21 protein-coding genes are annotated in these 26614 nt (G+C 66.3%); 13 read left to right on the forward strand and 8 right to left on the reverse strand.

Features of this window, described 5'->3' with window-relative positions; genetic code table 11:
- Positions 1–5: 5 nt before the first annotated feature.
- Positions 6–1028, reverse strand: a complete 1023-nt coding sequence (iolG, locus tag M3A49_RS34980) for an inositol 2-dehydrogenase (protein WP_266232962.1) — start codon at positions 1026–1028, stop codon at positions 6–8.
- A complete protein-coding gene (locus M3A49_RS34985; protein WP_266232963.1) occupies positions 1021–1911 on the reverse strand; it encodes a MurR/RpiR family transcriptional regulator in 891 nt (296 codons plus the stop codon). Before M3A49_RS34985 ends, iolG begins: the two co-directional genes overlap by 8 nt.
- 275 nt (positions 1912–2186) lie before the next feature.
- Here M3A49_RS34985 and M3A49_RS34990 point away from each other — a divergent pair, with 275 nt between their 5' ends.
- From M3A49_RS34990 to iolB, 7 genes are all read left to right on the forward strand, one after another.
- On the forward strand, positions 2187–3248 hold the full coding sequence (locus M3A49_RS34990; RefSeq protein ID WP_266232964.1) for a sugar ABC transporter substrate-binding protein: 1062 nt from the start codon (positions 2187–2189) through the stop codon (positions 3246–3248).
- A 237-nt stretch (positions 3249–3485) separates the two neighbouring features.
- On the forward strand, positions 3486–4649 hold the full coding sequence (locus M3A49_RS34995; RefSeq protein WP_028208037.1) for an ABC transporter permease: 1164 nt from the start codon (positions 3486–3488) through the stop codon (positions 4647–4649).
- A 13-nt stretch (positions 4650–4662) separates the two neighbouring features.
- The gene (locus tag M3A49_RS35000) at positions 4663–5472 is read left to right on the forward strand and encodes an ATP-binding cassette domain-containing protein (RefSeq protein WP_254356964.1); all 810 of its coding nucleotides are present in this window, start codon (positions 4663–4665) and stop codon (positions 5470–5472) included.
- Positions 5473–5509: 37 nt separating this feature from the next.
- A complete protein-coding gene (locus M3A49_RS35005; RefSeq protein ID WP_266232965.1) occupies positions 5510–7510 on the forward strand; it encodes a bifunctional 5-dehydro-2-deoxygluconokinase/5-dehydro-2-deoxyphosphogluconate aldolase in 2001 nt (666 codons plus the stop codon).
- Positions 7507–9507, forward strand: coding sequence for a 3D-(3,5/4)-trihydroxycyclohexane-1,2-dione acylhydrolase (decyclizing) (iolD, locus tag M3A49_RS35010; RefSeq protein ID WP_266232966.1), 2001 nt, complete (start codon positions 7507–7509; stop codon positions 9505–9507). The genes M3A49_RS35005 and iolD overlap by 4 nt, the downstream gene beginning before the upstream one ends.
- A 24-nt stretch (positions 9508–9531) precedes the next feature.
- The gene (gene iolE, locus M3A49_RS35015) at positions 9532–10446 is read left to right on the forward strand and encodes a myo-inosose-2 dehydratase (RefSeq protein WP_266232967.1); all 915 of its coding nucleotides are present in this window, start codon (positions 9532–9534) and stop codon (positions 10444–10446) included.
- Positions 10443–11246, forward strand: coding sequence for a 5-deoxy-glucuronate isomerase (iolB, locus tag M3A49_RS35020; RefSeq protein ID WP_254343056.1), 804 nt, complete (start codon positions 10443–10445; stop codon positions 11244–11246). The genes iolE and iolB overlap by 4 nt, the downstream gene beginning before the upstream one ends.
- Before the next feature lie 74 nt (positions 11247–11320).
- Here the strand turns inward: iolB and M3A49_RS35025 are convergent, their stop codons facing one another.
- Complete coding sequence (locus tag M3A49_RS35025; protein WP_266232968.1) at positions 11321–13003, reverse strand: methyl-accepting chemotaxis protein; 1683 nt, start codon at positions 13001–13003, stop codon at positions 11321–11323.
- Positions 13004–13543: 540 nt separating this feature from the next.
- On the opposite strand from M3A49_RS35025, the gene M3A49_RS35030 reads away from it, so the two are divergent.
- The 3 genes from M3A49_RS35030 (at position 13544) to M3A49_RS35040 (ending at position 16411) form a co-directional block, all read left to right on the forward strand.
- On the forward strand, positions 13544–14800 hold the full coding sequence (locus M3A49_RS35030; protein ID WP_266232969.1) for an MFS transporter: 1257 nt from the start codon (positions 13544–13546) through the stop codon (positions 14798–14800).
- Positions 14801–14995: 195 nt separating this feature from the next.
- The gene (locus M3A49_RS35035; RefSeq protein ID WP_266232970.1) at positions 14996–15481 is read left to right on the forward strand and encodes an adenosine-specific kinase; all 486 of its coding nucleotides are present in this window, start codon (positions 14996–14998) and stop codon (positions 15479–15481) included.
- A gap of 6 nt (positions 15482–15487) precedes the next feature.
- Positions 15488–16411, forward strand: a complete 924-nt coding sequence (locus M3A49_RS35040) for an ATP adenylyltransferase family protein (RefSeq protein WP_266232971.1) — start codon at positions 15488–15490, stop codon at positions 16409–16411.
- Between the two features lie 63 nt (positions 16412–16474).
- On the opposite strand, the gene M3A49_RS35045 is transcribed toward M3A49_RS35040, so the two are convergent.
- From M3A49_RS35045 to M3A49_RS35055, 3 genes are all read right to left on the reverse strand, one after another.
- Complete coding sequence (locus M3A49_RS35045) at positions 16475–16915, reverse strand: acyl-CoA thioesterase (protein ID WP_266232972.1); 441 nt, start codon at positions 16913–16915, stop codon at positions 16475–16477.
- A 52-nt stretch (positions 16916–16967) separates the two neighbouring features.
- Positions 16968–17498 carry an NUDIX domain-containing protein gene (locus tag M3A49_RS35050; RefSeq protein WP_028208026.1) on the reverse strand — a complete coding sequence of 177 codons (531 nt, stop codon included), beginning with the start codon at positions 17496–17498 and terminating at the stop codon, positions 16968–16970.
- Between the two features lie 93 nt (positions 17499–17591).
- Complete coding sequence (locus tag M3A49_RS35055) at positions 17592–18821, reverse strand: YbfB/YjiJ family MFS transporter (RefSeq protein WP_416339075.1); 1230 nt, start codon at positions 18819–18821, stop codon at positions 17592–17594.
- Positions 18822–18918: 97 nt separating this feature from the next.
- Here M3A49_RS35055 and M3A49_RS35060 point away from each other — a divergent pair, with 97 nt between their 5' ends.
- Entirely contained in the window at positions 18919–19857 is a 939-nt protein-coding gene (locus tag M3A49_RS35060) for a LysR family transcriptional regulator (RefSeq protein WP_266232974.1), read from the forward strand.
- Between the two features lie 84 nt (positions 19858–19941).
- On the opposite strand, the gene alaS is transcribed toward M3A49_RS35060, so the two are convergent.
- Positions 19942–22566 (reverse strand): alanine--tRNA ligase, encoded by a 2625-nt coding sequence (alaS, locus tag M3A49_RS35065; protein WP_266232975.1) that lies wholly within the window; start codon positions 22564–22566, stop codon positions 19942–19944.
- 326 nt (positions 22567–22892) lie between these two features.
- On the opposite strand from alaS, the gene M3A49_RS35070 reads away from it, so the two are divergent.
- Positions 22893–24113 (forward strand): CaiB/BaiF CoA transferase family protein, encoded by a 1221-nt coding sequence (locus M3A49_RS35070; RefSeq protein ID WP_266232976.1) that lies wholly within the window; start codon positions 22893–22895, stop codon positions 24111–24113.
- A 42-nt stretch (positions 24114–24155) separates the two neighbouring features.
- On the opposite strand, the gene M3A49_RS35075 is transcribed toward M3A49_RS35070, so the two are convergent.
- On the reverse strand, positions 24156–24719 hold the full coding sequence (locus M3A49_RS35075) for an RBBP9/YdeN family alpha/beta hydrolase (protein ID WP_266232977.1): 564 nt from the start codon (positions 24717–24719) through the stop codon (positions 24156–24158).
- 150 nt (positions 24720–24869) lie between these two features.
- On the opposite strand from M3A49_RS35075, the gene M3A49_RS35080 reads away from it, so the two are divergent.
- Positions 24870–26588, forward strand: coding sequence for a glutamine--tRNA ligase/YqeY domain fusion protein (locus M3A49_RS35080; protein WP_266232978.1), 1719 nt, complete (start codon positions 24870–24872; stop codon positions 26586–26588).
- The last annotated feature ends 26 nt before the right edge of the window (positions 26589–26614 follow it).

Here is a 26614-nt window from a genome sequence, read left to right on the forward strand (position 1 = left end):
CCGTTTCAGTCGCCCAGCGTCACCACACGGCCCTCGCGCCACGACAGCGAGGCGGCTTCGGCCAGCTCCAGCGCCTTCAGCCCGTCGGCGACCGACGTGCGAACCGGCACTCCCTGCGTCACCGCTTCGTGAAAGTGCGCCATTTCGCGCGCGTAGGCCGCACGATAGCGTTCGAGGAAGAACGCCTCGGGCACGTCCTGCGCGACAGCGGTCTTCGACCACGCAACCACTTCGGTCGGCTTCATGTTGCCCGCCTGCAGCATGCCGTCGCTGCCGAGCACCTCGAAGCGCTGGTCGTAGCCATAGGCCGCGCGCCGCGCCGTGTTGATCTGGCAAAGGCGCCCGCGCTTCGTGCGGATCGTCACCGCTGTCGAATCGATGTCGCCCGCGTCGGCAATCGCAGGGTCGGACAGGCAGCTGCCCGTGGCGTGCACGCTCAGCGCCTCGTCGTCGAGAATCCAGCGGAAGATGTCGAAGTCGTGGATCAGCATGTCCTTGAAGATGCCGCCAGAGTGCTTGATGTACTCCACCGGCGGCGCGCCCGGATCGCGGCTCGTGACGATCAGCATTTCCGCCGTGCCGATCTCGCCCGCATCGAGACGCGTCTTGAGCGCGGCAAACGTGGGATCGTAGCGGCGCTGGAAGCCGATCATGGCCACGACGCCCGCGCGTTGCACCGCTTGCGCGCAGGCACGTGCGCGCTCGATGGTCAGGTCGACGGGCTTTTCGCAGAAAATATGCTTGCCCGCCGCGGCCGACTTCAGGATCAGTTCGGAATGCGTATCGGTGCTCGAGCAGATCACCGTGGCGCCGATCGAAGCGTCGCCGAACGCGGCGTCGACGTCCACGACCTGCGCACCGTGCTGTGCGGCGAGCGCGGCGGCGGCTTCGCGATTGACATCGATCACATACTTGAGACGCACGCCCGGCTGGCGCGCGAGATTGCCCGCATGAATGCGGCCAATGCGCCCCGCGCCGAATACCGCCACATCCAGCGTTGTCGCTGCGCCGCTTGCTGCACTAATCATCGTATCCTCCGGTGTCGGTCGATTCTTCCACGTTGAGTTCGAGCCGGTACGCAAGCGCAATGAAGAGCGCCTGGCACAGGCAGAAGGTGCTGGTGAGCGAGCGGAACGCGAACGCGCTCCCCTCCTTCACATAGAGTTGCGCGTTCGCGTGGCGCGCGAGCGGCGAAAGCTGGCTGTCGGTGATGACGAGCGTTTTGGCGTGATGCTGCTGCGCCACGCGCAGGCAGTACTGCGTCTCTTTGCCATAGGGCGCGAAGCTGATGGCGATCACCACGTCGCCCTTCTTCACGCTGCGAATCTGTTCGTGGTACATGCCGCCGAGCCCCGAGACGAGATGCACGCGTTTGCGCGTGTGCTGCAAGGCATAGACGATGTAGCTCGCCACCGGAAACGAGCGGCGCACGCCGATCACGTAGATGTTGTCCGCCTGCTCGAGCATCTTCACGGCCTCGTCGAACTGCGCGCCATCGAGGCCGGCTTCGAGTTCGTCGAGCCCGCTGCGGCACGCGCCGATGAACTCGCGCGCCACGGCACCGCCCATGTCCGGGCTCGCCTCGCCCTCCTTGGCGTCGATCAGCTGACGAATGCGCTGCTGATAGCTCGTGGCCGAGGCGCCCTGCCCCGCGTACGCCTGACGGAACACGGCCTGCAGGTCGGAGAAGCCCGAGAAACCGAAGCGCTGCGCGAAGCGCACCACCGCCGAAGGATGTACGCCACAACTCGCGGCAATGTCGCTCGTGCGGTCCATCATCACGCTCGCGCGGTGCTGCTCGATGTAGGTCGCGATGCTTTTCAGCTGACGCGGCAGCGCCTCGTAATCCCGCGCGATGCGCTGCATCAATTCGTCTACGCCCGCTACGGCGTCGGTTGTGTCATCCGCCATGATTGTTTTCCTCGGCTGGTTGCCGCACTGCCGCAAAGCCTTACCAGGCCTCGATTCCACGGCATGCCGACGGAGCCGATTATAGGCAGCGTGTCACACGAATGGAACAGATTTTCCATTTTTATTTCCAATGAAATTTTCGTTGCAAGTCGCGAGGCGATGTCCTACTCTTGTCGATGAGCGCGGCAGCTGGTGCGTGTAACAGGCGGCATGAAAAAAGCGCGGCTGCGGCAATCACCCCAAGAACGAACGACAGACCGAGAAAGGTGGAGACAATGACTCAACGCAAGGGCAAGACCATGCTCCGAAAGTTGGCCGCAGTGCTCGCGCTGGCAGCGGGGCTGACCGGTGCGAGCGTGCTCAGCGCGCAAACGGCACAAGCCGCCGACGCGCATTTCGTGCTGATCAGCCACGCGCCCGATTCCGACTCATGGTGGAACACGATCAAGAACGCCATCAAGCAGGCCGACGAAGACTGGAACGTCGAGACCGACTACCGCAATCCGCCCAACGGTGACATCGCCGACATGTCGCGCCTGATCGAACAGGCCGCCGCGCGCAACTACGACGGCGTGATCGTCACCATTGCCGACTACGACGTGCTCAAGAGCTCCATCGGCAAGGTCACGGAAAAGAAGATCCCGCTCGTGACGATCAACTCGGGCACCGAGGAACAGAGCGCGAAGCTCGGCGCGATCATGCACGTGGGTCAGCCTGAATATGTGGCGGGCCACGCAGCCGGCGAGAAGGCCAAGGCTGCGGGCGTGAAGTCGTTCCTGTGCGTGAATCACTTCGCGACCAACGCCGTGTCGTTCGAACGCTGTCGCGGTTTTGCCGATGCGCTCGGCGTGGACTACAAGAGCTCGACGATCGACTCCGGCCAGGACCCGACGGAAATCCAGTCGAAGGTGAGCGCGTATCTGCGCAACCATCCGAACACGGGCGCGATCCTCACGCTCGGCCCGGTGCCGGCGGCCGCTACGCTCAAGGCGGTCGACCAGATGGGCCTCGCGGGCAAGATCTACTTCTGCACGTTCGACTTCTCGGATGACATTGCCAAGGCGATCCGCGCGGGCACCATCCAGTTCGCAATCGACCAGCAGCCGTACCTGCAGGGCTATATCCCCGTGGCCGTGCTCGCGATCGTGAAGAAGGAGCACACCACGGACCCGCAGAAGATCCGCCAGATTCTCGAAGCGAACCCGAAGTTCAAGCAGCGCCTTGAAACCTATGGCCTGCAGCCCTCGTACGGCCCGAAGAATATCCGCTCGGGTCCGGGCTTCATCACCAAGGAGAATCTCGACAAGGTTGTGAAGTACGCAGGTCAGTACCGCTAAGCGTTTTTCGTCAGCCACGCGCGGCGGTGGCTAGCATCTTCCGATGCCCATCGCCTCTCGCCAGCCTCGCCGCGCGCCATTCACCGTGTTGCTTCTACTGCAAGGCAGTGGCTTGCAGGGAATGCGCTCGGGCATTTGAGCCAATGCAGATGCGAACGCGCCTGCCACGGCCGATCGCCTTGCATAGGACCAGCGTAAGGCGCTAAAGCACCAACTCTGGTCGATACAGGAGACATCATGGGTGTAGCCGGCAAACACTTCCCCTCGCACGCTCAGGAAGACGGCGCGCAAGACGCGCCCGCGCCGCAGCCAGGCGCCAGCGACGAACGCGTGCGCCGCGAATCGTGGTTTGGCCATTTGCTCGGCCGCCCCGAATTCGCCGCGATTTCCGGCGCCGTGCTGGTCTTCGCCGTCTTTGCGATCGGCGCGGGCGGCTCGGGCATGTTCGATCTCGACGGCGTGATGAACTGGTCCCAGGTCGCTGCCTACCTTGGCATCCTGAGCGTCGGCGCGTGCCTGCTGATGATCGCCGGCGAGTTCGACCTCTCCATCGGCTCGATGATCGGCTTCGCCGGCATGATGGTGGCGATCCCCACGATGTACTTCCACTGGCCCATCGCGCTTTCCATTCTGTTCGCGTTCGTGGGCTGTACCGCGCTCGGCGCGCTCAACGGCTACCTCGTGATGCGCACGCGGCTGCCATCGTTCATCGTCACGCTCGCCTTCCTCTTCATTCTGCGCGGCCTGACGCTTGCGCTCTCGATCATGTTCGCCGACCGCACGATCGTCTCGGGCGTGGGCGACGTGGCCAAAGCCGACTTCGTGACCAACCTGCTCTTTCACGGCACGGCGTTCAAGGGCCTGTTCGCGGCCCTCGCGCATATCGGCATCGGCAAGATGCTCGACAACGGCCAGCCGCTCGTGCCCGGCGTACCGAAGGTGATTCTCTGGTGGTTCGCGCTCGTCGCAATCGGCGCGTTCGTGCTCGCCAAGACGCGCTACGGCAACTGGATTCTTGCCGTGGGCGGCGACTCCAATGCCGCGAAGAACGTGGGCGTGCCCGTGAAGCGCGTCAAGATCTCACTCTTCATGCTCACCGCGTTCTGCTCATGCCTGTTCGCCGTGCTGCAAGTGTCCGACATCGGTTCGGCCGCTGCCGACCGCGGCCTTCAGAAGGAGTTCGAAGCCATCATCGCCGCGGTGATCGGCGGCACGCTGCTCACGGGCGGCTATGGCTCGGTGATCGGTGCGGCATTCGGCGCGCTTATCTTCGGCGTCGTGCAGATCGGCATCACTTACACGAACATCGATTCGGACTGGTTCCGCGTGTTCCTCGGTGTGATGCTGCTCATTGCCGTGCTCTTCAATCACTATGTGCGCCGCCGCGTCGCGCAATCGTAAGCCGGAGGCTCAAATGTCCGATATCCAGAATACCGCAGACGGCGACACGATTCTCGCGCTCGAGAACGTCAGCAAGTACTTCGGCAAGGTCATCGCACTGAACGGCGTCACGCTGCGCCTGAAGCGCGGCGAGGTGCACTGCCTGCTCGGCGACAACGGCGCGGGCAAGTCCACGCTCATCAAGACGCTCGCCGGTGTGCACCAGCCAACCTCCGGCCAGTATTTCGTGGACGGCAAGCCTGTGACGTTCGATTCACCGAAAGACGCGCTCGATCTCGGCATCGCCACCGTCTATCAAGATCTCGCGCTCGTGCCGCTGCTCTCGGTCGCGCGCAACTTCTTCATGGGCCGCGAACCGCAAAAGAAGCTGTTCGGCTTCATCAACGTGATGGATCTCGATGCGAGCGCGGTGATCGCGAAGGATCGCCTCGCCGGAATGGGCATCAATGTGCGCGACCCGCATCAGGCCATCGGCACGATGTCGGGCGGCGAGAAACAGTGCCTCGCGATCGCGCGCGCCATTCACTTCGGCGCACGCGTGCTGATTCTCGACGAGCCGACCGCCGCGCTTGGCGTGAAGCAGAGCTTCAACGTGCTCAGGCTGATTCACGCCGCGCGCGCCAAGGGCATTTCGGTGATCTTCATTACCCACAACGTGCACCACGCCTACCCCATCGGCGACTCGTTCACGCTGCTCAATCGCGGCCGGTCGCTGGGCACCTACACGAAGGACACGATCAGCAAGAACGAAGTGCTCGACATGATGGCGGGCGGCGCGGAGATGCAGAAGATGATCGCCGAACTCGACGGCGCGACCATCTGAGGACGCCCGCACTGCACAGCACCCAACAGGAATACACATGGCTCTGACCCGTTCCACTCCAAGCCGTTTCGCCGCCGGACGCAGCCGCGACATCGTCTGCCTCGGACGCCTGGGCGTCGATCTCTACGCTCAACAGGTGGGGGCGCGGCTCGAAGACGTCTCCACCTTTGCGAAGTATCTGGGCGGCTCTTCCGCGAACATCGCCTTCGGCTGCGCGCGTCTTGGCCTGAAGTCGGCCATGCTCACGCGCGTGGGCGACGATCATATGGGGCGCTTCCTCGTCGAAACGCTCACGAAGGAAGGCTGCGACACGAGCCATGTGTGCGTGGACCACGAACGCCTCACGGCGCTCGTGCTGCTGGGCCTGAAAGACCGCGACACGTTCCCGCTCATTTTCTATCGCGAGAACTGCGCCGATATGGCCGTCGATTCGAGCGACTTCGACGAAGCCTTCGTCGCCTCCTCGAAAGCGCTGCTCATCACCGGCACGCATTTCTCGACCGAACAGGTGAACCGCACGAGCCTCACCGCGCTCGACTACGCGCGCCGCAACAACGTGCGCACCGTGCTCGACATCGACTACCGTCCCGTGCTCTGGGGCCTCACGGGCAAGGCGGACGGCGAGACGCGCTTCGTCGCGAGCGAAGGCGTGAGCGCGCATTTGCAGCGCATCCTGCCGCATTTCGATCTCGTGATCGGCACCGAGGAGGAGTTCCGCATTGCAGGCGGCAAGGAATCGCTCGTCGATGCGCTCAGGCGCGTGCGCGAAGTCACGGGCGCGACGCTGCTCGTCAAGCGCGGGCCGCTCGGCTGCCAGATCGTGGAAGGCGCGGTGCCCGCCTCGATGGACGATTTGCCGATGCAGCGCGGCGTGGAAGTCGAAGTGCTCAACGTGCTCGGCGCGGGCGACGCTTTCGCCTCCGGCTTTCTTTCCGGCTGGCTGCGCGACGCCTCACTCGAAGACTGCGCGCGCTCGGCCAACGCGTGCGGCGCCCTCGTCGTCTCGCGGCATGGCTGCGCGCCCGCCATGCCCACGCCGGTGGAACTCGACTACTTCCTGCGCGAAGCGGCCGCCGACCCCGTGCGCATGCGCCGCCCCGACCGCGACGCGACGCTTGCGCGCCTGCATCGCGTCACGCCCGCGCGCAAGCGGCACGACGAAGTGCTCGGCTTCGCGTTCGATCACCGCAACCAGTTCTTCGATCTCGCGCAGCAGACCGGCGTAAGCGAAGCGCGCATTTCGTATCTGAAGAATCTCTTCGTCGAGGCGGTGGCGCAGACCGAACGCACGCTCGGTTTGCAGGGACGCATCGGCGTCCTGATCGATGACCGTTACGGCCAGGATGCGCTCAACGCCGCAACCGGCCGCGGCTGGTGGATCGGCCGCCCGGTCGAGTTGCCGGGCTCTGTGCCGCTCGTGTTCGACCATGGCCGCTCGATCGGCACGACGCTCGCGTCCTGGCCCATCGACCACACAGTGAAGTGCCTCGTGCAGTTCCATCCCGACGAGCCCATCGAACAGCGTCTCGAGCAGGAAGCGCAACTGCGCGCGCTCTACGACGCCACCCAGGCGAGCGGCCACGAACTGCTGCTCGAAGTGATTCCGCCGAAGCTGGGCGGCAAGCCGAATGCCCCCGATACGGTCTATCGCGCGCTCAAGCGGCTCTACAACATCGGCCTCTATCCGGAGTGGTGGAAGCTCGAACCGACGGGCGCCGCGCAATGGCGCGAGATCGACGCTCTGATCGCCGAGCGCGACCCGTATTGCCGCGGCGTCGTGCTGCTCGGGCTCTCCGCGCCGATCGACCAGCTCGTGGAGGGCTTCCGCGCCGCGGCCGCCTCGAACACGTGCCGGGGCTTCACGGTCGGCCGCTCGATCTTCTACGAACCGAGCCTCGCCTGGCTCGCAGGCGAAATCGGCGACGATGAAGTGATCATCCGCGCGCGCCGAGCCTTCGAAACGCTGATCGGCGCGTGGCGCGCCGCGCGCGTCGACGCTCAAGGCGCGCACGACAATCATGAGGAGAAGGCGGCATGAATCAACGCATTGCTCCTGGCGATGACGCCTCGCTGGAAAGCGCGCGGAACACGACGCCCGCAGCGCACGCGAGCACCGTGCGGCTCACGGCGGCGCAGGCGCTCGTGCGCTATCTCGCTGCGCAGCGCGTGGCGAGCGAGGACGGTTCGGGCCGCACCGAGCCGCTATTCGGCGGCGTGTTCGCGATCTTCGGTCACGGCAACGTGGCCGGCATCGGCGAGGCGCTCTATCAATATCGGCACGAACTGCCCACGCTGCGCGCGCACAACGAGCAGGCCATGGCGCACAGCGCGATCGCTTATGCCAAGGCCCACTTTCGCCGCCGCATGATGGCGGTGACGACCTCGATTGGCCCGGGCGCGACGAATCTCGTCACGGCGGCCGCGCTGGCGCACGTGAACCGCTTGCCGGTGCTGCTGTTGCCCGGCGATATCTTCGTTTCGCGCGAACCCGATCCGGTGCTGCAGCAGATCGAGGACCTGCACGACGGCGGCATTTCCGCGAACGACGCGCTGCGCCCCGTGTCGCGCTACTTCGACCGGATCGTGCATCCCGCGCAGTTGCTCACGGCGCTGCCGCGCGCGCTGCGCGTGCTCACCGACGCCGCGCTCTGCGGCCCGGTCACGCTCGCGCTACCGCAGGACGTGCAGGCGATGGCGTGGGACTATCCGGCGAGCTTCTTCACGCCGCGCCTCGTGACGTTCCACACGCCCGCGCCTATACAGGCCGAGATCGACGCGGCGCTTACGCAGTTGCACCGCGCGAAGCGCCCGCTCATCGTGGCGGGCGGCGGCGTGCTCTATGCGCGCGCCTCGCAGGCCTTGCAGACGCTTGCGGCCTCGCGCGGCATTCCCGTGGCCGAAACGCAGGCGGGCAAAGGCTCGCTCGCGTGGGACGATCCGCTCAACGTCGGCGCGCTCGGCGTGACGGGCTCGCCGGCCGCCAACGAACTGGCGCGCGACGCCGACTGCGTGCTCGCCGTGGGCACGCGCTTGCAGGACTTCACGACCGGCTCGAACTCGCTCTTTGCGAACGCACATGTGATCGGCGTGAACGCCAACGGCTTCGACGCACTCAAGCACGACGGCCTCGCCGTGCAGGCCGATGCTCGCCAGGCGCTCGCTGCGCTCAACGACGAACTGATCAACTGGCGCGCCGACGCGAACTGGACCGCCCGCGCCCAGCGCCTCGCGGGCGACTGGCGTGCGAGCATCGAACGCCTCACCCATGCGCCGCAGGAACGCAACCGCCTGCCCTACGATGCCGATGTGATCGGCGCCGTCCAGCGTTCGTCGAGCCGTTCGTACACCGAAGATATCGTCGTCTGCGCGGCCGGCACGCTGCCCGCCGAGCTGCACAAGCTCTGGCGCGCGGGCCAGCCCGGCGCCTATCACGTCGAATACGGCTACTCGTGCATGGGTTACGAGATCGCGGGTGGCTTGGGCGCGAAGCTTGCGCGGCCCGATCGCGAGGTCATCGTCATGGTGGGCGACGGCAGCTATCTGATGATGAACAGCGAGATCGCCACCTCGGTCATGCTGGGCGCGAAGCTCATCGTCGTCGTGCTCGACAACCGCGGCTATGGCTGCATCAACCGGTTGCAGCAGGCTTGCGGCGGCGCGCCGTTCAACAACCTGTTCGACGACTGCGCGCAAGGGCCGCTCGGTGCGCCGCGCATCGACTTCGCCTCGCATGCGCGCTCGCTCGGCGCGCAGGCCGAGCACGTGGCGAACGTCGCGGAACTCGAAGCGGCGCTGCAACGCGCGCGCGCTGCGTCGCGCACTTATGTGGTCTGCATCGACACCGACCCCGCGCGCACGACCGAGGAAGGCGGCTGGTGGTGGGAAGTCGCCGTGCCCGAGGTGTCCACGCGCGCTGGCGTGCGCGAGGCGCGCGAACGCTATGAAGAACATGTCGCGCAGCGCGGCGCGCGCGCACAAGCGACCGAAGACACGCCCGCCAGCGACGACGAACCCGGCAACGCATCACGCGTCTGACGACACAGACATCGAGGAGCGCACATGAGCGCATTTGAAGTACGGATCGGCATCAACCCGCTGTCGTGGATGAACGACGACCTGCCCTCGCTCGGCGGCGAGACGCCGCTATCGCAGGCGCTGACCGAGGGCCGCGAGATCGGCTATGAGGGCTTCGAGCTAGGCAACAAGTTTCCGCGCGAGCCGCAGGCGCTCAAGGCGCTCCTCGCGCAATACGACCTTTCGCTCGTCTCCGGCTGGTACTCGGGCATGCTCGCGCGGCGCAGCGTGGAAGAAGAGATCGCCGCGGTAGAGAAGCATCTGGACCTGCTCGCGCAGAACGGCGCAACCGTGATGGTCTACGGCGAGGTCGCCGATTCGATCCAGGGCGCGCCGCGTCCGCTCTATCAGCGTCCGCGCTTTTTCAGCGACAAGCAGTGGGACGAATACGCCGCGCGCGTGGACGCGTTCGCGCGCCACACGCTCTCGCGCGGCGTGCGGCTCGCGTACCACCATCACATGGGCGCTTATGTCGAAACGCCCGCCGACGTCGACAAACTCATGGCGCGCACGAGCGACGCCGTCGGCCTGCTGTTCGACGCGGGCCATATGACGTTTGCGGGCGGCGACCCCGTCGTCGAACTCGACAAGCACATTGCGCGCGTGTGTCATGTGCACTGCAAGGACGTGCGCCCCGCCGTCATGAAACTCGCTCGCAACCGCAACTGGAGCTTTCTCGACGCCGTGCTCGCAGGCGCGTTCACCGTGCCGGGCGACGGCGCCGTCGATTTCCCCGCGATCATCGCGCGGCTGAGGCATCACGGCTATCGCGGCTGGCTCGTCGTCGAAGCCGAGCAGGACCCTGTGATCGCACCGTCTTACGAATATGCGCAAAAGGGTTACCGTACGCTGCGCACGCTCGTCGAAGCTACGGGCACCCAATCGAAGGAGGCAGCATGACTCTGCTGGTCAAGGCCGCGCGCGAAGGCCAGACAATCGCGCGCGTCACGCCCGACACCGCGGGCTGGCGCTATGTCGGCTTCGCCGCCTATCGGCTCGAGGCGGATGAAGTCGTCTACGTCTGCGAGCCCGATCGCGAAAGTTGCATCGTCGTGCTCTCGGGCGCGGTGGATATCGAGGCGGGCGGCGAGCGCTGGTCGAGCCTGGGCTCGCGCGACAGCGTCTTCGAAGACGCCGCGCCGTATGCCCTTTATGTGCCGCCCGGCGTGAAAGCGACCGTGCGCGCCACACGCAACGCCGAAGTGGGCGTGGCGAGCGCGCCCGCCAAAGGCACGCTGCCCATTCGCCTCATCGAGCCCGCGCAGATGAAGCGCTCCACGCGCGGCAAGGGCGCGAATACGCGCTACGTATGCGATATCCTGCCGCAAGACGCGCCCGCGGAATCGCTGCTCGTGGTCGAGGTGCGCACGCCATCGGGCCATTCGTCGAGCTACCCGCCGCACAAGCACGACGCCGACCGCTTGCCGCAGGAAAGCGCGCTCGAAGAAACCTATTATCACCGGCTCAATCCGCAGCAGGGTTTCGCATTCCAGCGCGTGTACACCGATGCGCGCGATCTGGACGAAACGATGGCCGTGGAAAACCACGACGTCGTGATGGTGCCGCGCGGCTATCACCCGGTCGTCGTCCCGTATGGCTACGACTCGTACTACCTGAACGTGATGGCGGGCCCCACGCGCGAATGGCACTTCCACAACGACCCGGCGCACGAATGGATCATCGAGCGCGACGCGAAGTGACGCGTCCTTAAAAAAACGCCGCGTGTATAACCACGCGGCGTTTTTCGTTGTGACCGCAATGAACTGCAGGAGCGTCAAGCCAGCCGGAATTTCCCCACCAGCCGCTTGAGCACCTTGGCTTGATCGTCGAGCGATTGCGCAGCCGCGGTCGCCTCTTCCACGAGCGCCGCGTTCTGCTGCGTGCCGGCGTCCATCTGCGTGACCGCGCGGCTGATTTCCTCGATGCCCGAGCGCTGCTCGCGCGACGCCGCCGAAATTTCGCCGATGATGTCGTTCACGCGCCGCACGGCCTTCACGACTTCGTCCATCGTCGAGCCCGCGTCCTGCGCGAGCGTCGAGCCATTGGATACGCGCTCGACCGATGCGCCGATCAGCGTCTTGATCTCCTTGGCCGCCGCCGCGCTGCGCTGCGCGAGGCTGCGCACCTCGCCCGCCACCACGGCGAAGCCGCGCCCATCCTCGCCCGCACGCGCCGCTTCCACGGCGGCGTTGAGCGCGAGGATGTTGGTCTGGAACGCAATGCCCTCGATCACGCCAATGATGTCCGCGATGCTCTTCGCGCTGTCGTTGATCTCCTGCATCGTCGCGACCACGCGCCCCACCACCGAGCCGCCCTTCTCCGCGATTGCCGAGGCATTGCCCGCGAGCGTGCTGGCCTGCTCGGCGTTTTCAGCGTTCAGGCGCACCGTGGACGTGAGCTGCTCCATGCTGCTCGCCGTGCGCTCGAGCGCCATGGCCTGTTCTTCGGTGCGGCGCGACAGATCGAGATTGCCGGTCGAGATTTCGCCGGAGGCCGAGGCGATCGCCTCGGCGCTCGCCGCGATCTCGGCAACCGTGCTCGAGAGACCCTTCTGCATGTCGCGCAGCGCGCCCAGCATGCTCGCCGCGTCGCGTGCGTGAACCGTGACGGGCTGTGCGAGATCGCCGGCCGCGATCCGGGCCGCGATGGCCTTGGCGTGCGCGGGCTCGCCGCCCAGTTGCCGCGCGATGCGGCGCACGACCCATTCGCTCACGAAGAACGCGAGCACGAACATGGCCACCGTCGCCACGGCCATCATCACGAAGGACGACTTGAAGATGAACTCGGCCTTCGCGATGGTCGCCTTCGCGGCCGTGCCGCGCTGCGCGACGAGGTCGTTGACGAGCGTTTCGAGCTTGCCGGTTTCCACGAGCAGCGAGACGTCCTGCGTGCCCACCTGCCAGCTCATCTGCGAGAGATCGAGCGGCTGCTGCTTCACGAGCGTGACGAACTCGCGCAGATGGCCGCTCCACGCCGTGGTCGCATCGGCGAGCTTCTTTTGCAGGGCGAGCGCGTCGCCGCCCTGCTCCTGCGCGTATTGCTGCAGCTGACTCATGCCGCGCTCCAGCGCGCCGAGATCCTTGTCGATGTCCTGGCCCAGTTCGTCGCGCTCGCGCGCCGTGGTCGCGGTGAGCAGCATCTTCTGCGCGCGGCTCGCGCGCAGCACGTGGCCGCGCGCTTCCTCGGCGGCGCGGCTCGCGACGTAGCCTTGCTCGTAGATCGATTGCGTCGAGCCGTTCAGACGGCTGATTTGCGCGAGCGAAATCGCGCCGATGGCGAGCGTGCCGACCAGCACCAGCGCGAAGGCGAGGCGCAGTGTGGCCTTCACGGAAAGCCGCGAGCTGCGCGTCGCCGCGCCGGCGCGTCCCGTTTTACGTTGCTGCGCGTTCGCCGCGCTGCCTGCCGGATCCTGCGGCACGAAGCCCGCGTGCCTGCCGCCTTGCGATACTGCTTTCATCTTTTCGGATCTCCTGTCGGTGGCACTTGGCGCTTTAGCTGTCGGCCGGAGTTACCGCTTCAGCGCTTACTCCGGGCCCATGCAAAGCACTTAGTGCCATCCCATGCAAAGCTATGCGTCTCTGCTTGTTGTTCGACGTAACGCCATCGTTCGTGATCTGCGTTACGCCTCAACTCCGGTCAACGGCACACCGGCGCACAATCTTTAACCCCGCTTTTGACCTGTATCGCGCGCGGTGTGGCTCGTATTCCGGCCCCGTATTGCACACCTCGTGGGCGCACATATCGGCGGTTTATACACGGCCAAAATGAGATGCCAAAATTCCCGGATCAATTTTGAGTATTGGCTCCAGCCCCTTGCGGCATTGCGCCGCAGGGTGACGGCGCGCCGCTCATGTCCGATTCTCGACAAACCTTGTCCGTACAGTTCGAGCAAGACACATTACACTGCGCTCATAACTCTTATACATGTCCTTTCATGCCGTCGCCGCTGCCCGCCTGGCGTGGTGCCCGCTGAAAACTCTCTGCTGCTACCGAAAACATGGAAACCAGTCTCGACAAGCGCGCCCTGCCGGGCGCCGCCACGGGTTCGTCCGCGGCCGCTTCCGCCCCCGCGGCGGTGCAACGCACCGTCTATTCGGTGCTGGGTGCGATCAGCTTCTCGCACCTGCTCAACGACATGATCCAGTCGCTGATCCTCGCCATCTACCCGATGCTCAAGGACAACTTCTCGCTGTCGTTCACGCAGATCGGCCTCATCACGCTCACCTACCAGATCACGGCGTCGATGCTGCAGCCGCTGGTGGGCGTCTTCACCGACAAGCGGCCCCTGCCGTACTCGCTGCCCGTCGGCATGGGCTTCACGCTGTGCGGCCTGCTGCTGATGTCGGTCGCGCCGACCTTCGGCGTGCTGCTCGTGGCGGCCGCCCTGGTGGGCTGCGGTTCGTCGGTGTTCCATCCGGAATCGTCGCGCGTGGCGCGCATGGCGTCGGGCGGGCGTCACGGTCTCGCGCAGTCGCTCTTCCAGGTGGGCGGCAATGCGGGCACGTCGCTCGGGCCGCTGCTCGCCGCCGCGATCGTCATTCCGCACGGTCAGCGCAGCATCGCGTGGTTCTCGGCGGCGGCGCTCGTCGGCATGGTCGTGCTCACGCAGATCGGCCGCTGGTACAAGGCCCATCCCGCGATGAAGAAAAAGCGCGCCGAGGTGCCGCACGTCGTGCTTTCGCGTGGACGCGTGGCGGGCGCCATCGGCGTGCTCGTGCTGCTCGTGTTCTCGAAGTACTTCTATCTCGCGAGCATCAACAGCTACTTCACGTTCTATCTGATCGACCGCTTCCACCTCTCCGTGCAGGCCGCGCAGATCCATCTGTTCGTGTTCCTCGCCGCCGTTGCCGCTGGCACGATCATCGGCGGTCCGGTGGGTGACCGCATCGGCCGCAAGTACGTGATCTGGGTCTCGATTCTCGGCGTGGCGCCCTTCACGCTGCTACTGCCCTACGCCAACCTGTTCTGGACCGGCGTGCTCACGGTGATCATCGGCGTGGTGCTCGCTTCGGCGTTCTCGGCCATCCTCGTCTACGCGCAGGAGCTGATTCCGGGCAAGGTGGGCATGGTCGCGGGTCTTTTCTTCGGTTTCGCGTTCGGCCTTGGCGGCATCGGCGCAGCGGTGCTCGGCCAGTTGGCGGATGCGACCAGCATCGGCTTCGTCTACAAGGTCTGCTCGTTCCTGCCGCTCATCGGGATCCTCACCGTGCTGCTGCCCGACGTGGAAGGCAAGCGCGCGAAGAAGACCGCATAAGCGCAGCGGCGCGCGCGGCGCTCTGCAAAACGGCCGGACGCCCCTCGGGGCTCCGGCCGTTGTTCGTTGTGCGCCTGCACACGCTTTGCCTCGCCGCGACTTCGTACTAGGCTTGTGGTTGGCCGCCGCCGCCCGCCAGCCCCTTCGGCCCGGCGAACGGCGGCGCGTTCGAGACGCCCGCGCGCGAGGTTCGCCATGCAACTGTCCACGGTAGAGATCGAAAAGCCCGAAGCCACCAACTTCATCCTTGGCCAGACCCACTTCATCAAATCCGTCGAGGATCTGCACGAGGCGCTTTACGGCGCGGTGCCGGGCATCCAGTTCGGCATCGCGTTCTGCGAGGCGTCGGGCAAGCGGCTCGTACGGCGCTCGGGCACGCAGAACGCGCTCATCGAGATGGCGACGCAAAACGCGTTGCGCATCGCGGCGGGTCACTGCTTCATCGTCTTTCTCGGCGACGGCTTCTTCCCCGTCAACGTGCTCAATACGATCAAGGCCGTGCCCGAGGTCTGCCGCATCTTCTGCGCCACCGCGAACCCCACCCAGGTGCTGATCGCGGAGACGGACCAGGGGCGCGGCATCGTCGGCGTGGTGGACGGCATGCCGCCGCTGGGCGTCGAGGCCGAGGACGACGTGCGCTGGCGCAAGGACCTGTTGCGCGCGATCGGCTACAAGGCCTGAGCGCCGATGACGACGCTGTGCGCGGCGATCGGGCGGCAGACGGCGCACGCGCTCGCGTGCGGCGCGCTCCATCCCATCGAGACGGCGCATACCTTCATCGACGATGGCGGCATGCGTTTCTCCGTGCGCGTGGCCGAGAATCTCGCGCGCAAGGAGGCGGCGCGGCTCACGCCGCAGACTTCAATTTCATCCACTGGGGCGGCGCCGCGCGATCCGTTCCTGCCTTACGAGCCCGATCTCTTCGTCGGCGACCTCTCGCCCACCCACGTCGCGCTGCTCAACAAGTTCAATGTGATCGACCGGCATCTGCTGATCGTGACGCGCCGCTACGAACCGCAGGAAGCGCTACTCGACGCGGCGGACTTCAGCGCGCTGATCGCGGCGTTGCGCGAGATCGACGGACTCGGGTTCTACAACGGCGGCGCAGCCGCGGGCGCGAGCCAGCCACACAAGCATTGGCAGATGGTGCCGCTGCCGCTCGCAGGCGATGCGCCTCACGTGGCGCCTCACGTGGCGCCGCTCGAAGCGCTGCTCGGCGGCGCGCAGGCGGTCCACGGCGCGCGTCCCATCGCGATCGTGCCGGGGCTCGCGTTTCGCCATGCGTTTGCGCGCCTCGATCTCGGCACCGACATCGGCACGGCGGAAGATGCCACGCATTTCGCACTCGACTGCTATCGCGCGCTGCTGGACGCGGCGGGCGTGCCCGCAATCGACGTGGGCGGCGTCGCGCATCAGGGCGCGCCGTACAACCTGCTCGTGACGCGCCGGTGGATGCTGGTGGTGCCCCGCGCGACAGAATGTGTCGAAGGGATTTCGGTGAACTCGCTCGGCTTTGCCGGCTCGTTCTTCGTGCGTAACGCGGCGCAGTTGCAGACGCTCGCGCAGATCGGCCCGATGACGGTGCTCGAACGCGTAAGCGTGCCGCGCTGAGGCGCGTCTGGCCGACCGCGTCTAGCCGACCGCGTCTGGCCGACCGCGTCTGGCCGACCGCGTCTAGCCGACGACGAGCGGCTCGAGCGCCGCGCGCAGTGCGTCGGGCAACGCGCTCACGGGCCGGCGCGTCGCCCGGTCGACGTAGACGTGCACGAAACGACCCTGCGCCGCGGGCGCGTCCTCGCCTTCGCGAAAGATTCCGACCTCGTAGCGCACGCTCGACGACCCGAAGCGCGCAACGCGCAGCCCCGCCTCCACGCGCTCCGGAAACACGAGCGGCGCGAAGTAGTTGCACTGCGTTTCGACGACGAGCCCGATGGTTGTGCCGTGCTCGATGTCGAGCGCGCCCGCGCGAATCAGATACTCGTTCACCACGGTGTCGAAGTAGCTGTAGTAGACGACGTTGTTCACGTGGCCGTAGACATCGTTGTCCATCCAGCGCGTGCCGATCGGCAGGAAATGACGATACCCGGAGCGGGCGACGGTGACGGGTCGGCTCATCGAAGAGATCCAGGGAAGGCGTGGCGGGAAAGCGTCGCTTGGCGCGCGGCGATCACTGGCCCGGACGCTCGACGAACTCGAACGGCAGGCCGCGCCGGCGCATCCATTCGCCGAGCGCCTGGCCGGTGCCCGCGCGCCACGGCCGCAGCTTCGCGGGCTCGACGAGGCGGTATTCGAGCAGTTCCGGCGAGAGCGCGATCGTGCCCGACGCCTTCACGTGATACGCGATGATGAGCTCGTTCTTGCGCATGAACTCGTACACGCCAACCAGTTCGACGCTCTCGGCGCGCAGTGCGGTTTCTTCATGCACTTCACGCGCGATGCCCTCTTCGGGCGTCTCGCCGTTTTCGAGAAAGCCGGTGACGAGCGCGAACATGCCCTCGGGCCAGGCCGCGTTACGGGCCAGCAGAATGCGGCCCTCGTACTCGACGATCGCCGCCACGACGGGCAGCGGATTGTTCCAGTGGACATAGCCACAAGCGTGGTCCGGGCAGGCAAGACGCACACGGCCGCCTTCGTGGGCGGGATCGGCGCGCTCGGTCAGGCGCGTGGCGCAGCGCGGGCAAAACTGGTAGTCGCTCATGGGGGAAAAGACACAGGTCGATGGCGCTGGGAACCGGCCGCGCGGCCCGGCGGACACGCTCGCGGCTTGCGCGAAAGCGTCCATTCTAGTGTGCTATCGGAGTCCGCGTGCGGCCTCGCGCGTATGCCAGGCCCGCCATACGAGCCCGATTGCGCCGGCCACGAGCGCAGCCGCCGCGAGCCACAGCGAAGGCGAAAACGAGCCCGTCGACGCCGCGAGCGGCGCGGCCACGAGCGGCCCGGCGATCTGCCCGACGCCATAGGCGGCCGTCGCATAGCCCATCAGCGCGGCGGCATGCTCGCCGCGCAGCAGACGCGCCTCGCGCATCGCGAAGAGCGTGATCGCCGTGAACGGCAGGCCGATCAACACACTGCCGAACGAGAAGCCCGCGGCGTTGGGCCAGATGATGCCGAGCGCGATGCCCACGGCCTGCAGCACGTAGGCGCCCGCCAGCATCAGGCGGTTGTCCCAATGCAGCGGGAGGCGCGCAGCCAGCAGCGCGCCGGCGATCAGCGCCGCGCCGAGCATCGGCCAGAACAGGTCGGGCCAGGCCGAGCCGGGCAGCGCATGGCGTGCGATCACGGGCAGGAACGTCGCCGTGATGATGTAGCCGAAGCCGGGCACGCCGTAGAGCAGCACGAGCCAAAAGGCGTCGGCGCGGCGGCTGTCGCGCTCCTTGTGCGCGACGCTAGCCGCAGCACGCGCGGCGGGACGCGGCGCGAGCGCGCGCATGTCTTCCCCAAACGTCGACCAGACGACGGCGGCGAGCAGCGCGCTGATCAGCCCGAAGCCGATCCAGCCCGCGCGCGCGCCGAGACCGCCGGCCGCGCTCACGAACAACCCGGTCGCAATGATGCCGACGCCAGGACCGGTGTAGATCACGCCGCCCCACTCGTTCGCGCCGAGCTGCGCGAGCCGCCGCAGGCCCCACTGCGAGGCGAATACGAACGTCCACGCGCTCACCGCGCCCGCCACGAAGCGCACCACGGCCCAGATCCAGAACTGCTGGGTGAGGCCCATCGCGAGCGTGAGGAGCACCGTGGCCACGAGGCCCGCGCGCACGATCTTCGCGGGCGCCATGCGCAGCGCGACGCAGCTGATCGCGCCAACGAAGTAACCCGCGTAGTTCAGCGAGGCGAGCCAGCCGCCGTGACGCAGGTCGAGCGCGCCGCCGTGCAGCATCAGCGGCAACAGCGGCGTAAAGGCGAAGCGCCCGACGCCCAGCGCGATGGCGAGCGTCACCATGCAGGCCAACGCCGCGCGCCGACCGGCATGCGGGCGGGGTTCGGAAACGTGGACGGCGCGGGAGACGTAATCGTTCATGAGATCAGCGGATTAAGCGACTGCCTACCATCGTAGGCGATTCTATCGTTCACGAAAAATGAATTATCATGAATCGATTCATTCCGAGGAGAGAACTATGGACCTCGCCGAACTGGCGATTTTCCGGGCGGTCGTGCGGGAAAACGGCGTGACGCGGGCCGCTGCCAAGCTCAACCGCGTGCAGTCGAACGTGACCACGCGCATCAAGCAGCTCGAAGATCAACTCGGCACCCCGCTCTTCACGCGCGAGGGCCGGCGCCTCATTCTCACGCCCGCTGGCGAAACCCTGTTGCCCTATGCCGAGCGCCTGCTCGCGCTCGCGGACGAAGCGCGCCACGCGCTGAAGGCCGGGCGCCCGGCGGGACGCCTGCGCCTCGGCACCATGGAGAGCGCTGCAGCAAGCCGTCTGCCTGGCCCGCTCGCGCACTATCACCAGATGTGGCCCGAAGTCACGCTCGAACTGGAAACGGGCACAACCGGCACGATGATCGAGCGCCTGCGCGAATACGCAGTCGATGCGGCGCTGATCGCCACGCCGCTCGACGGACTGCCGGACCCTGAAATATTCGAGCACGTGCCGGTCTATCGCGAAGAACTCGTGATGATCACGCCGCGCGGCCACCGGCCGATCCGCCAGCCCGACGACATCGCGCTCTCCACGCTCGTCGCGTTCGAACGCAGCTGCGCGTATCGCGCCTATGTCGAGCGCTGGTATCTGGAGCATGGCATCCGGCCTTCGCGCGTGCTGGAACTGGGCTCGTATCACGCGATCATTGCGTGCGTGGCGGCGGGCGCGGGTGTGGCCGTCGCGCCGCGTTCGGTGCTCGAACTGCCACGCAGTGCCGACGACGTCACGATTCATTCGCTTGGCAAGCTCGGTCAGATCGACACGCTGCTCGCCTGGCGGCGTGGCCACTATTCGCCTGCGCTCGGCGCGTTGAAGGACGCGCTGCTGGAGGATGCGCAACGCACGGGCAGCACGGCGGCGCCATTGGCGGCTGAAGCGGCAGCCACGCCTGCAGGACTTCACGCCTGATAAGCCGCGCGGGAAACAAAAAGGGCCGCCCTCACGGACAGCCCTTCTTCGTCGCAAAGCGGCGTTCACACCGCGACGCGCGGGTTACAGCTTCGCTTCGACCCAGCCCTTCACGCCGGCGAGCGCGGCCGGCAGGTTGGCCGGCTCGGTGCCGCCCGCCTGCGCCATGTCGGGACGGCCGCCGCCCTTGCCGCCGACCTGCTGGGCGACGAAGTTCACGAGTTCGCCGGCCTTGACCTTCTTGCTCGCCTCGGCGGTCACGCCCGCGATCAGGCTGACCTTGCCGCCGTCCACAGCCGCCAGCACGATCGCCGCGCTCTTGAGCTTGTCCTTGAGCTTGTCCACGGTCTCGCGCAGCGTCTTCGAATCGGCGCCATCGAGCGTCGCGGCCAGCACGTGCACGCCGTTGACTTCGATGGCCTGCCCCACGAGCTCGTCGCCCTGGCTCGAAGCGAGCTTCGACTTGAGCGCGCCCAGTTCCTTCTCGAGCGACTTCACCTGGTCCTGCACCTGCGCGATACGTTGGGTCAGTTCCGAAGGTTGCGCCTTGAGTGCCGCCGCTGCCGCATTCACGCGCGCATCGAGCTCCTGCACGAAGCGCACGGCGTTGTCGCCCGTGATCGCTTCCACGCGGCGGATGCCTGCGGCCACGCCGCCTTCCATCACGATCTTGAAGAAGCCGATATCGCCGCTGCGCGTGACGTGCGTGCCACCACACAGCTCGCGCGAGAAGCCGAGATCGAGCACGCGCACTTCGTCGCCGTACTTCTCGCCGAACAGCGCCATCGCGCCGCCCTTCACCGCGTCGTCGTACGACATCACGCGCACAATGCCGGGCGCGTTCGCGAGCACTTCCGCGTTGACGATCTGCTCGACGCGGCGGATCTCGTCGTCCGTCATCGGTGCGTTGTGCGCGAAGTCGAAGCGGGTTTTATCCGCGTCGACGAGCGAGCCCTTCTGCTGCACGTGCGAACCGAGCACTTCGCGCAGCGCCTTGTGCATCAGGTGCGTGGCCGAGTGATTGCGCGCGGTGCGGGCGCGGCGAATGGCGTCGATTTCCGCCTTCACGACGTCGCCAACCTTAAGCGTGCCCTGCTCGAGCGTGCCGTGGTGGCCGCTCACATCGGCCTGAACCTTGAGCGTGTCGGCCACGGCGAAACGGATGCTCGCGTTCGAGATCACGCCCTGGTCGCCCACCTGGCCGCCCGATTCCGCGTAAAACGGCGTGTGGTCGAGCACGACCACGGCGTCCTGGCCCGCCTTCACTTCGGTGACCGACGCGCCGTCCACGTAGAGCGCGACGACCTTCGCGTCGTCGAACGCGATTTCCTCGTAGCCGTGGAACGCCGTCTTCGCGCCCGAGTATTCGAGGCCCTGCGTCATCTTGAACTTGCCTGCCGCGCGCGCCTGCTCGCGCTGACGCGCCATGGCTTCGTCGAACGCCGGCTCGTCGACCGTGACGTTGCGTTCGCGGCAAACGTCGGCCGTGAGGTCGAGCGGGAAGCCGTACGTGTCGTGCAGCTTGAACGCGAGTTCGCCCGAGAGCGTCTTGCCGCCCTTGGCTTCGAGGTCGGCGAGTTCGGCTTCGAGAATCGACATGCCGTGCTCGATGGTCTCGAAGAAGCGCTCTTCTTCCTGGCGCAGAACGTCCGTCACGCGCTGCTGCGCTTCGGCGAGTTCCGGGTAGGCGGCGCCCATTTCCGCGACGAGATCCGCCACCAGCTTGTGGAAGAACGCGCTCTTCTGGCCGAGCTTGTAGCCGTGGCGGATCGCTCGGCGCACGATACGGCGCAGCACGTAGCCGCGGCCTTCGTTGCCGGGAATCACGCCGTCGACGATCAGGAACGAGCACGCGCGGATATGGTCGGCAATGACCTTCAGCGAGTTGTTCGTGAGGTCGGGCGTGTTCGTTTCGCGCGAAGCCGCCTTGATGAGATTCTGGAACAGGTCGATCTCGTAGTTGCTGTGCACGTGCTGCAGCACCGCGGCGAGACGCTCGAGACCCATGCCCGTGTCGACGCACTGCTTGGGCAGCGGCGTCATGTTGCCCTGGGCGTCGCGGTTGAACTGCATGAACACGAGATTCCAGATCTCGATAAAGCGGTCGCCGTCTTCCTCAGGCGACCCCGGGGGCCCGCCCCAGATTTCCGGGCCGTGGTCGTAGAACACTTCCGAGCACGGACCGCAGGGGCCGGTGTCGGCCATCTGCCAGAAGTTGTCCGAGGCGTAGCGCGCACCCTTGTTGTCGCCGATGCGGATGATGCGCTCCACTGGCACGCCGATTTCCTTCGCCCATATGTCGAAGGCTTCGTCGTCTTCCTTGTAGACGGTGACCGTGAGCTTGTCTGCCGGCAGCGCGTAGACCTTGGTCAGCAGTTCCCAGCAGTAGTGGATCGCGTCGCGCTTGAAGTAGTCGCCGAACGAGAAGTTGCCGAGCATCTCGAAGAACGTGTGGTGACGCGCCGTGTAGCCGACGTTTTCGAGGTCGTTGTGCTTGCCGCCTGCGCGCACGCTGCGCTGCGCGGTCGTGGCGCGCGAGTACGGCCGCTTTTCGGTGCCGAGGAACACGTCCTTGAACTGCACCATGCCCGAGTTGGTGAAGAGCAGTGTCGGGTCGTTGCCCGGCACGAGGCTCGACGAGCGCACGATCGTGTGGCCCTTCGATTCGAAGAACTTGAGAAATTTCTCGCGGATGTCGGCGGCTTTCATGGCGTGCGTTGGGTCCTTCCTGGGGCGTACGGTGCTGAATCTTTGTCGTGGTCGCGCTCGGGGCCCACGCTGCTCACGAAAACCCCGGTGCTGAATCGAACGATTATACGGGATCGCCGCGCGCTCGCGGCGGCGCGTCCGGCGTGGTTTGCATGGGTGCGACAGGGCGCGCGGCAACATAACGAGACGAGCAATTTTGTTCCGCACTGCGGAACCTTGTACCGAATATTGACGCATCCCGCGCCTTTTCGCTTACTATGGGCGGCATCGGCCGGCGCGCCACGCGCGCTCGCGGCCCGCTTTAGAACGACATTGGAAGACACAGCATGGGCGCTCTCAGCCATATCCGCGTACTCGATCTCACCCGCGTCCTCGCCGGACCGTGGTGCGCACAGACTCTCGCCGACTTCGGCGCCGACGTGATCAAGGTGGAGCGCCCCGGCGCCGGCGACGACACCCGCCACTGGGGGCCTCCGTACCTGAAGACGCCCGACGGCGCGGACACAGCCGAGGCCGCCTACTACCTCGCCGCGAACCGCAACAAGCGCTCGGTAACGGTGGATATCGCCACGCCAGAGGGGCAGCGCATCGTGCGCGAGCTGGCCGCGCAAAGCGATGTCGTGCTGGAGAACTACAAGGCCGGTCAGTTGAGGAAATACGGCCTCGACTACGCGTCGCTGCGCGAGGTGAAGCCCGACCTCATCTACTGTTCGGTCACCGGCTTCGGCCAGACCGGGCCCTACGCCTCGCGCGCGGGCTACGACTTCATCGTGCAGGGCATGGGCGGCTTCATGAGCATTACGGGCGAGCGCGACGCGCTGCCGGGCGGCGGCCCGCAAAAGGCGGGCGTCGCGATCGCCGACCTCATGACCGGCATGTATTCGACCATTGCGGTGCTGACGGCGCTCGCGCACCGCGACCGCACGGGCGTGGGCCAGTACATCGACATGGCGCTGCTCGACGTGCAGGTGGCGATGCTCGCGAACATGAATTCGAACTACCTGGCGAGCGGCAATGCGCCCGCACGCTGGGGCAACGCGCATCCCAACATCGTGCCCTACCAGGCGTTCCAGACGAGCGATAGCTGGATCATCCTCGCCGTCGGCAACGACGGGCAGTTCCGCAAGTTCGTCGAGGTGGCGGGCCAGCCCGGGCTTGCCGACGACGAGCGCTTCGCGACCAATCCGGCGCGCGTGCGCCATCGCGATACGCTCGTGCCGATCGTCGCCGATCTGATCCGCACGCGCACGAAAGCCGACTGGATCGGCGCGCTCGAAGCGGCGGGCGTGCCGTGCGGGCCGATCAACAACCTCGCGGAAGTGTTCGAGAACGAGCAGGTGATCGCGCGCGGGCTGCAGGTGGACGTGCCGCACCCTTCGGGCGGCACGGCGCGGCTCGTGGGCAATCCCATCCGCATGAGCGAAACGCCGCCGCGCGTGGCGAGCCATCCGCCCACGCTCGGCGAGCATACCGATGCGGTACTGCGCGAAGTGCTTGGCTACGGTGACGAGCAAGTGGCGGCGTTGCGCGGCAAGGGCGTGGTGTAACCGCAAGGTCCCGGGGCGGCCCTTAGGGGCCCTTAGGGGCCCTTAGCCGCCCTCTTTCCCCATCGACATCAGCCATTCCAGCCCTTGCGGCCAGTCGTCGAGCCCGCTGTCCGCATTGATGTGCCCGCGCGCGCCGATCTCGATCCAGCGGCTGCCCCACGCCTGCGCGCAGCGCTGCGAAAACCCCACGCCGCCATACGGATCGTCGCTGCTGGCGACCACGACGCTCGCAAACGCCAGCGCCGTGAGCGGAACCGGATCGAAGCCCCGCGCGTCGCGCGGAAATTCGGGACCGTGCGGATCGGGTAGCGCCACCAGCAGCGCGCCGGCCACCTTCGCGCGCGTCGCCGCGCTCGCGTGATGCGCGGCCCAGTGCGCCACGGTCAGGCAGCCGAAGCTGTGAGCGGCCAAGCGCACGCCAGCCGGCGCGCGTTGTACGGCAGCCTCCAGCGCCGCGCACCACGCCTCGCAGTCCGGGTGCATCCAGTCGGGCATCTGCACCCGTGCAAAGCCCGCGTGCGCGGCTTCCCAGCGCGTCTGCCAGTGCCCCGGCCCCGAATCCATATAGCCCGGCAGCACCAGCACAGCCGTTTCGCTCGTCGTCACGTTTTCCCCTCGCTTGTTGTGATCCGCGCGACGATCCGGCACCGGGACTGGCACGGCGGGTCGCGTCAGGTAGAATGGAAGACACCATCGGGTGCCCAGTTACGCGCTGTTATCCTTTTGACGGGCGCCCTCGAACGACTCCCTTTTCGCATGAATACCGAACGTAAAGACGCCGACCGCACGGAAGCGCCTGCGGCATCCAATTTCATCCGCAACATCATCGACGACGACAACCGCTCGGGCAAGTGGGCGCAGCGTGTGGAAACGCGTTTCCCGCCGGAGCCGAATGGCTATCTGCACATCGGCCACGCGAAGAGCATCTGCCTGAACTTCGGCGTCGCGAAAAGCTACGGCGGCGTGTGCCACCTGCGCTTTGACGACACGAACCCGGAGAAGGAAGACGTCGAGTACGTCAACTCGATCATCGACGCCGTCGAATGGCTCGGCTTCGAGTGGAAGAAAGACGATCAGGAATACCTCTTCTACGCGAGCGACTACTACGACAAGCTCTACGAGTTCGCCGAACTGCTGATCCAGCGCGGCCGTGCGTATGTCGATAGCCAGTCGCCGGAAGAGATGCGCGCGAACCGCGGCTCGGCCACCGAAGCCGGCAAGACCTCGCCGTTCCGCGATCGCTCCGTCGACGAAAACCTCGACCTCTTCCGCCGCATGAAGGCGGGCGAATTCGAGGAAGGCGCACATGTGCTGCGCGCGAAGATCGACATGGCGTCACCGAACTTCAACATGCGCGATCCGGTGATCTACCGCATCCGCTTCGCACATCACTACCGCACTGGCGACAAGTGGTGCGTGTACCCGATGTACGACTACACGCACTGCATCTCGGACGCGCTGGAAAACATCACGCATTCGCTGTGCACGCTCGAGTTCGAGGACCATCGCCCGCTGTATGACTGGGTGCTAAGCGAACTGGCCGACGCCGGTGTCTTCACGCGCCCGCTGCCGCAGCAAATCGAGTTTTCGCGCCTGAACCTGACCTACGCGATCACGAGCAAGCGCAAGCTGCTGCAACTGGTGACCGAAGGCCACGTGGAAGGCTGGGACGACCCGCGCATGCCGACCATCGTCGGCGTGCGCCGCCGCGGCTTCACGCCCGAAGCGATCCAGCTGTTCTGCGAACGCATCGGCGTGACGAAGGTCGATTCGTGGATCGACATGAGCGTGTTCGAAGGCGCGCTGCGCGACGACCTCGACGACAAGGCGCCGCGCACGGCCGCCGTGCTCGACCCGCTCAAGCTCATCATCGACAACTATCCCGAAGGCCAGAGCGAGGACTGCACGGCCCCCGTGCATCCGCATCATCCGGAGCGCGGCCTGCGCACGTTCCCGATCTCGCGCGAGCTGTGGATCGAGCGCGAGGACTTCAACGAGACGCCGCCGAAGGGCTATTTCCGCCTGTTCCCGGGCAACAAGGTGCGTCTGCGCTATGGCTTCGTGATCGAATGCACGGGCGCGGACAAGGACGAGAACGGCAACGTGATCGCCGTGCACTGCAACTACTTCCCGGACAGCAAGTCGGGCACGGAAGGCGCGAACAACTACAAGGTCAAGGGCAACATTCACTGGGTCAGCGCAGCGCATGCGTGCCCGGCGGAAGTGCGCCTCTACGATCGCCTGTTCCGCGAAGAGCAGCCCGACGCGGGCGGCCGCGACTTCCTCGAAGCGCTCAATCCGGATTCGAAGCGCGTGGTGCAGGCGTATCTGGAACCGGGCGCACGCGACGCCGCGCCGGAAGACCGCTATCAATTCGAGCGTCATGGCTACTTCGTCGCCGACCGCTACGATTCGAAGCCGGGTGCGCCGGTATTCAACCGCATCGTCGGTTTGCGCGACAGCTGGGGCAAGTAAGCCTCGCGCGCGCCTGCAGGCAAACA

This window comes from Paraburkholderia sp. CNPSo 3076, assembly GCF_026343935.1.
Taxonomy (GTDB): Bacteria; Pseudomonadota; Gammaproteobacteria; order Burkholderiales; family Burkholderiaceae; genus Paraburkholderia; species Paraburkholderia nodosa.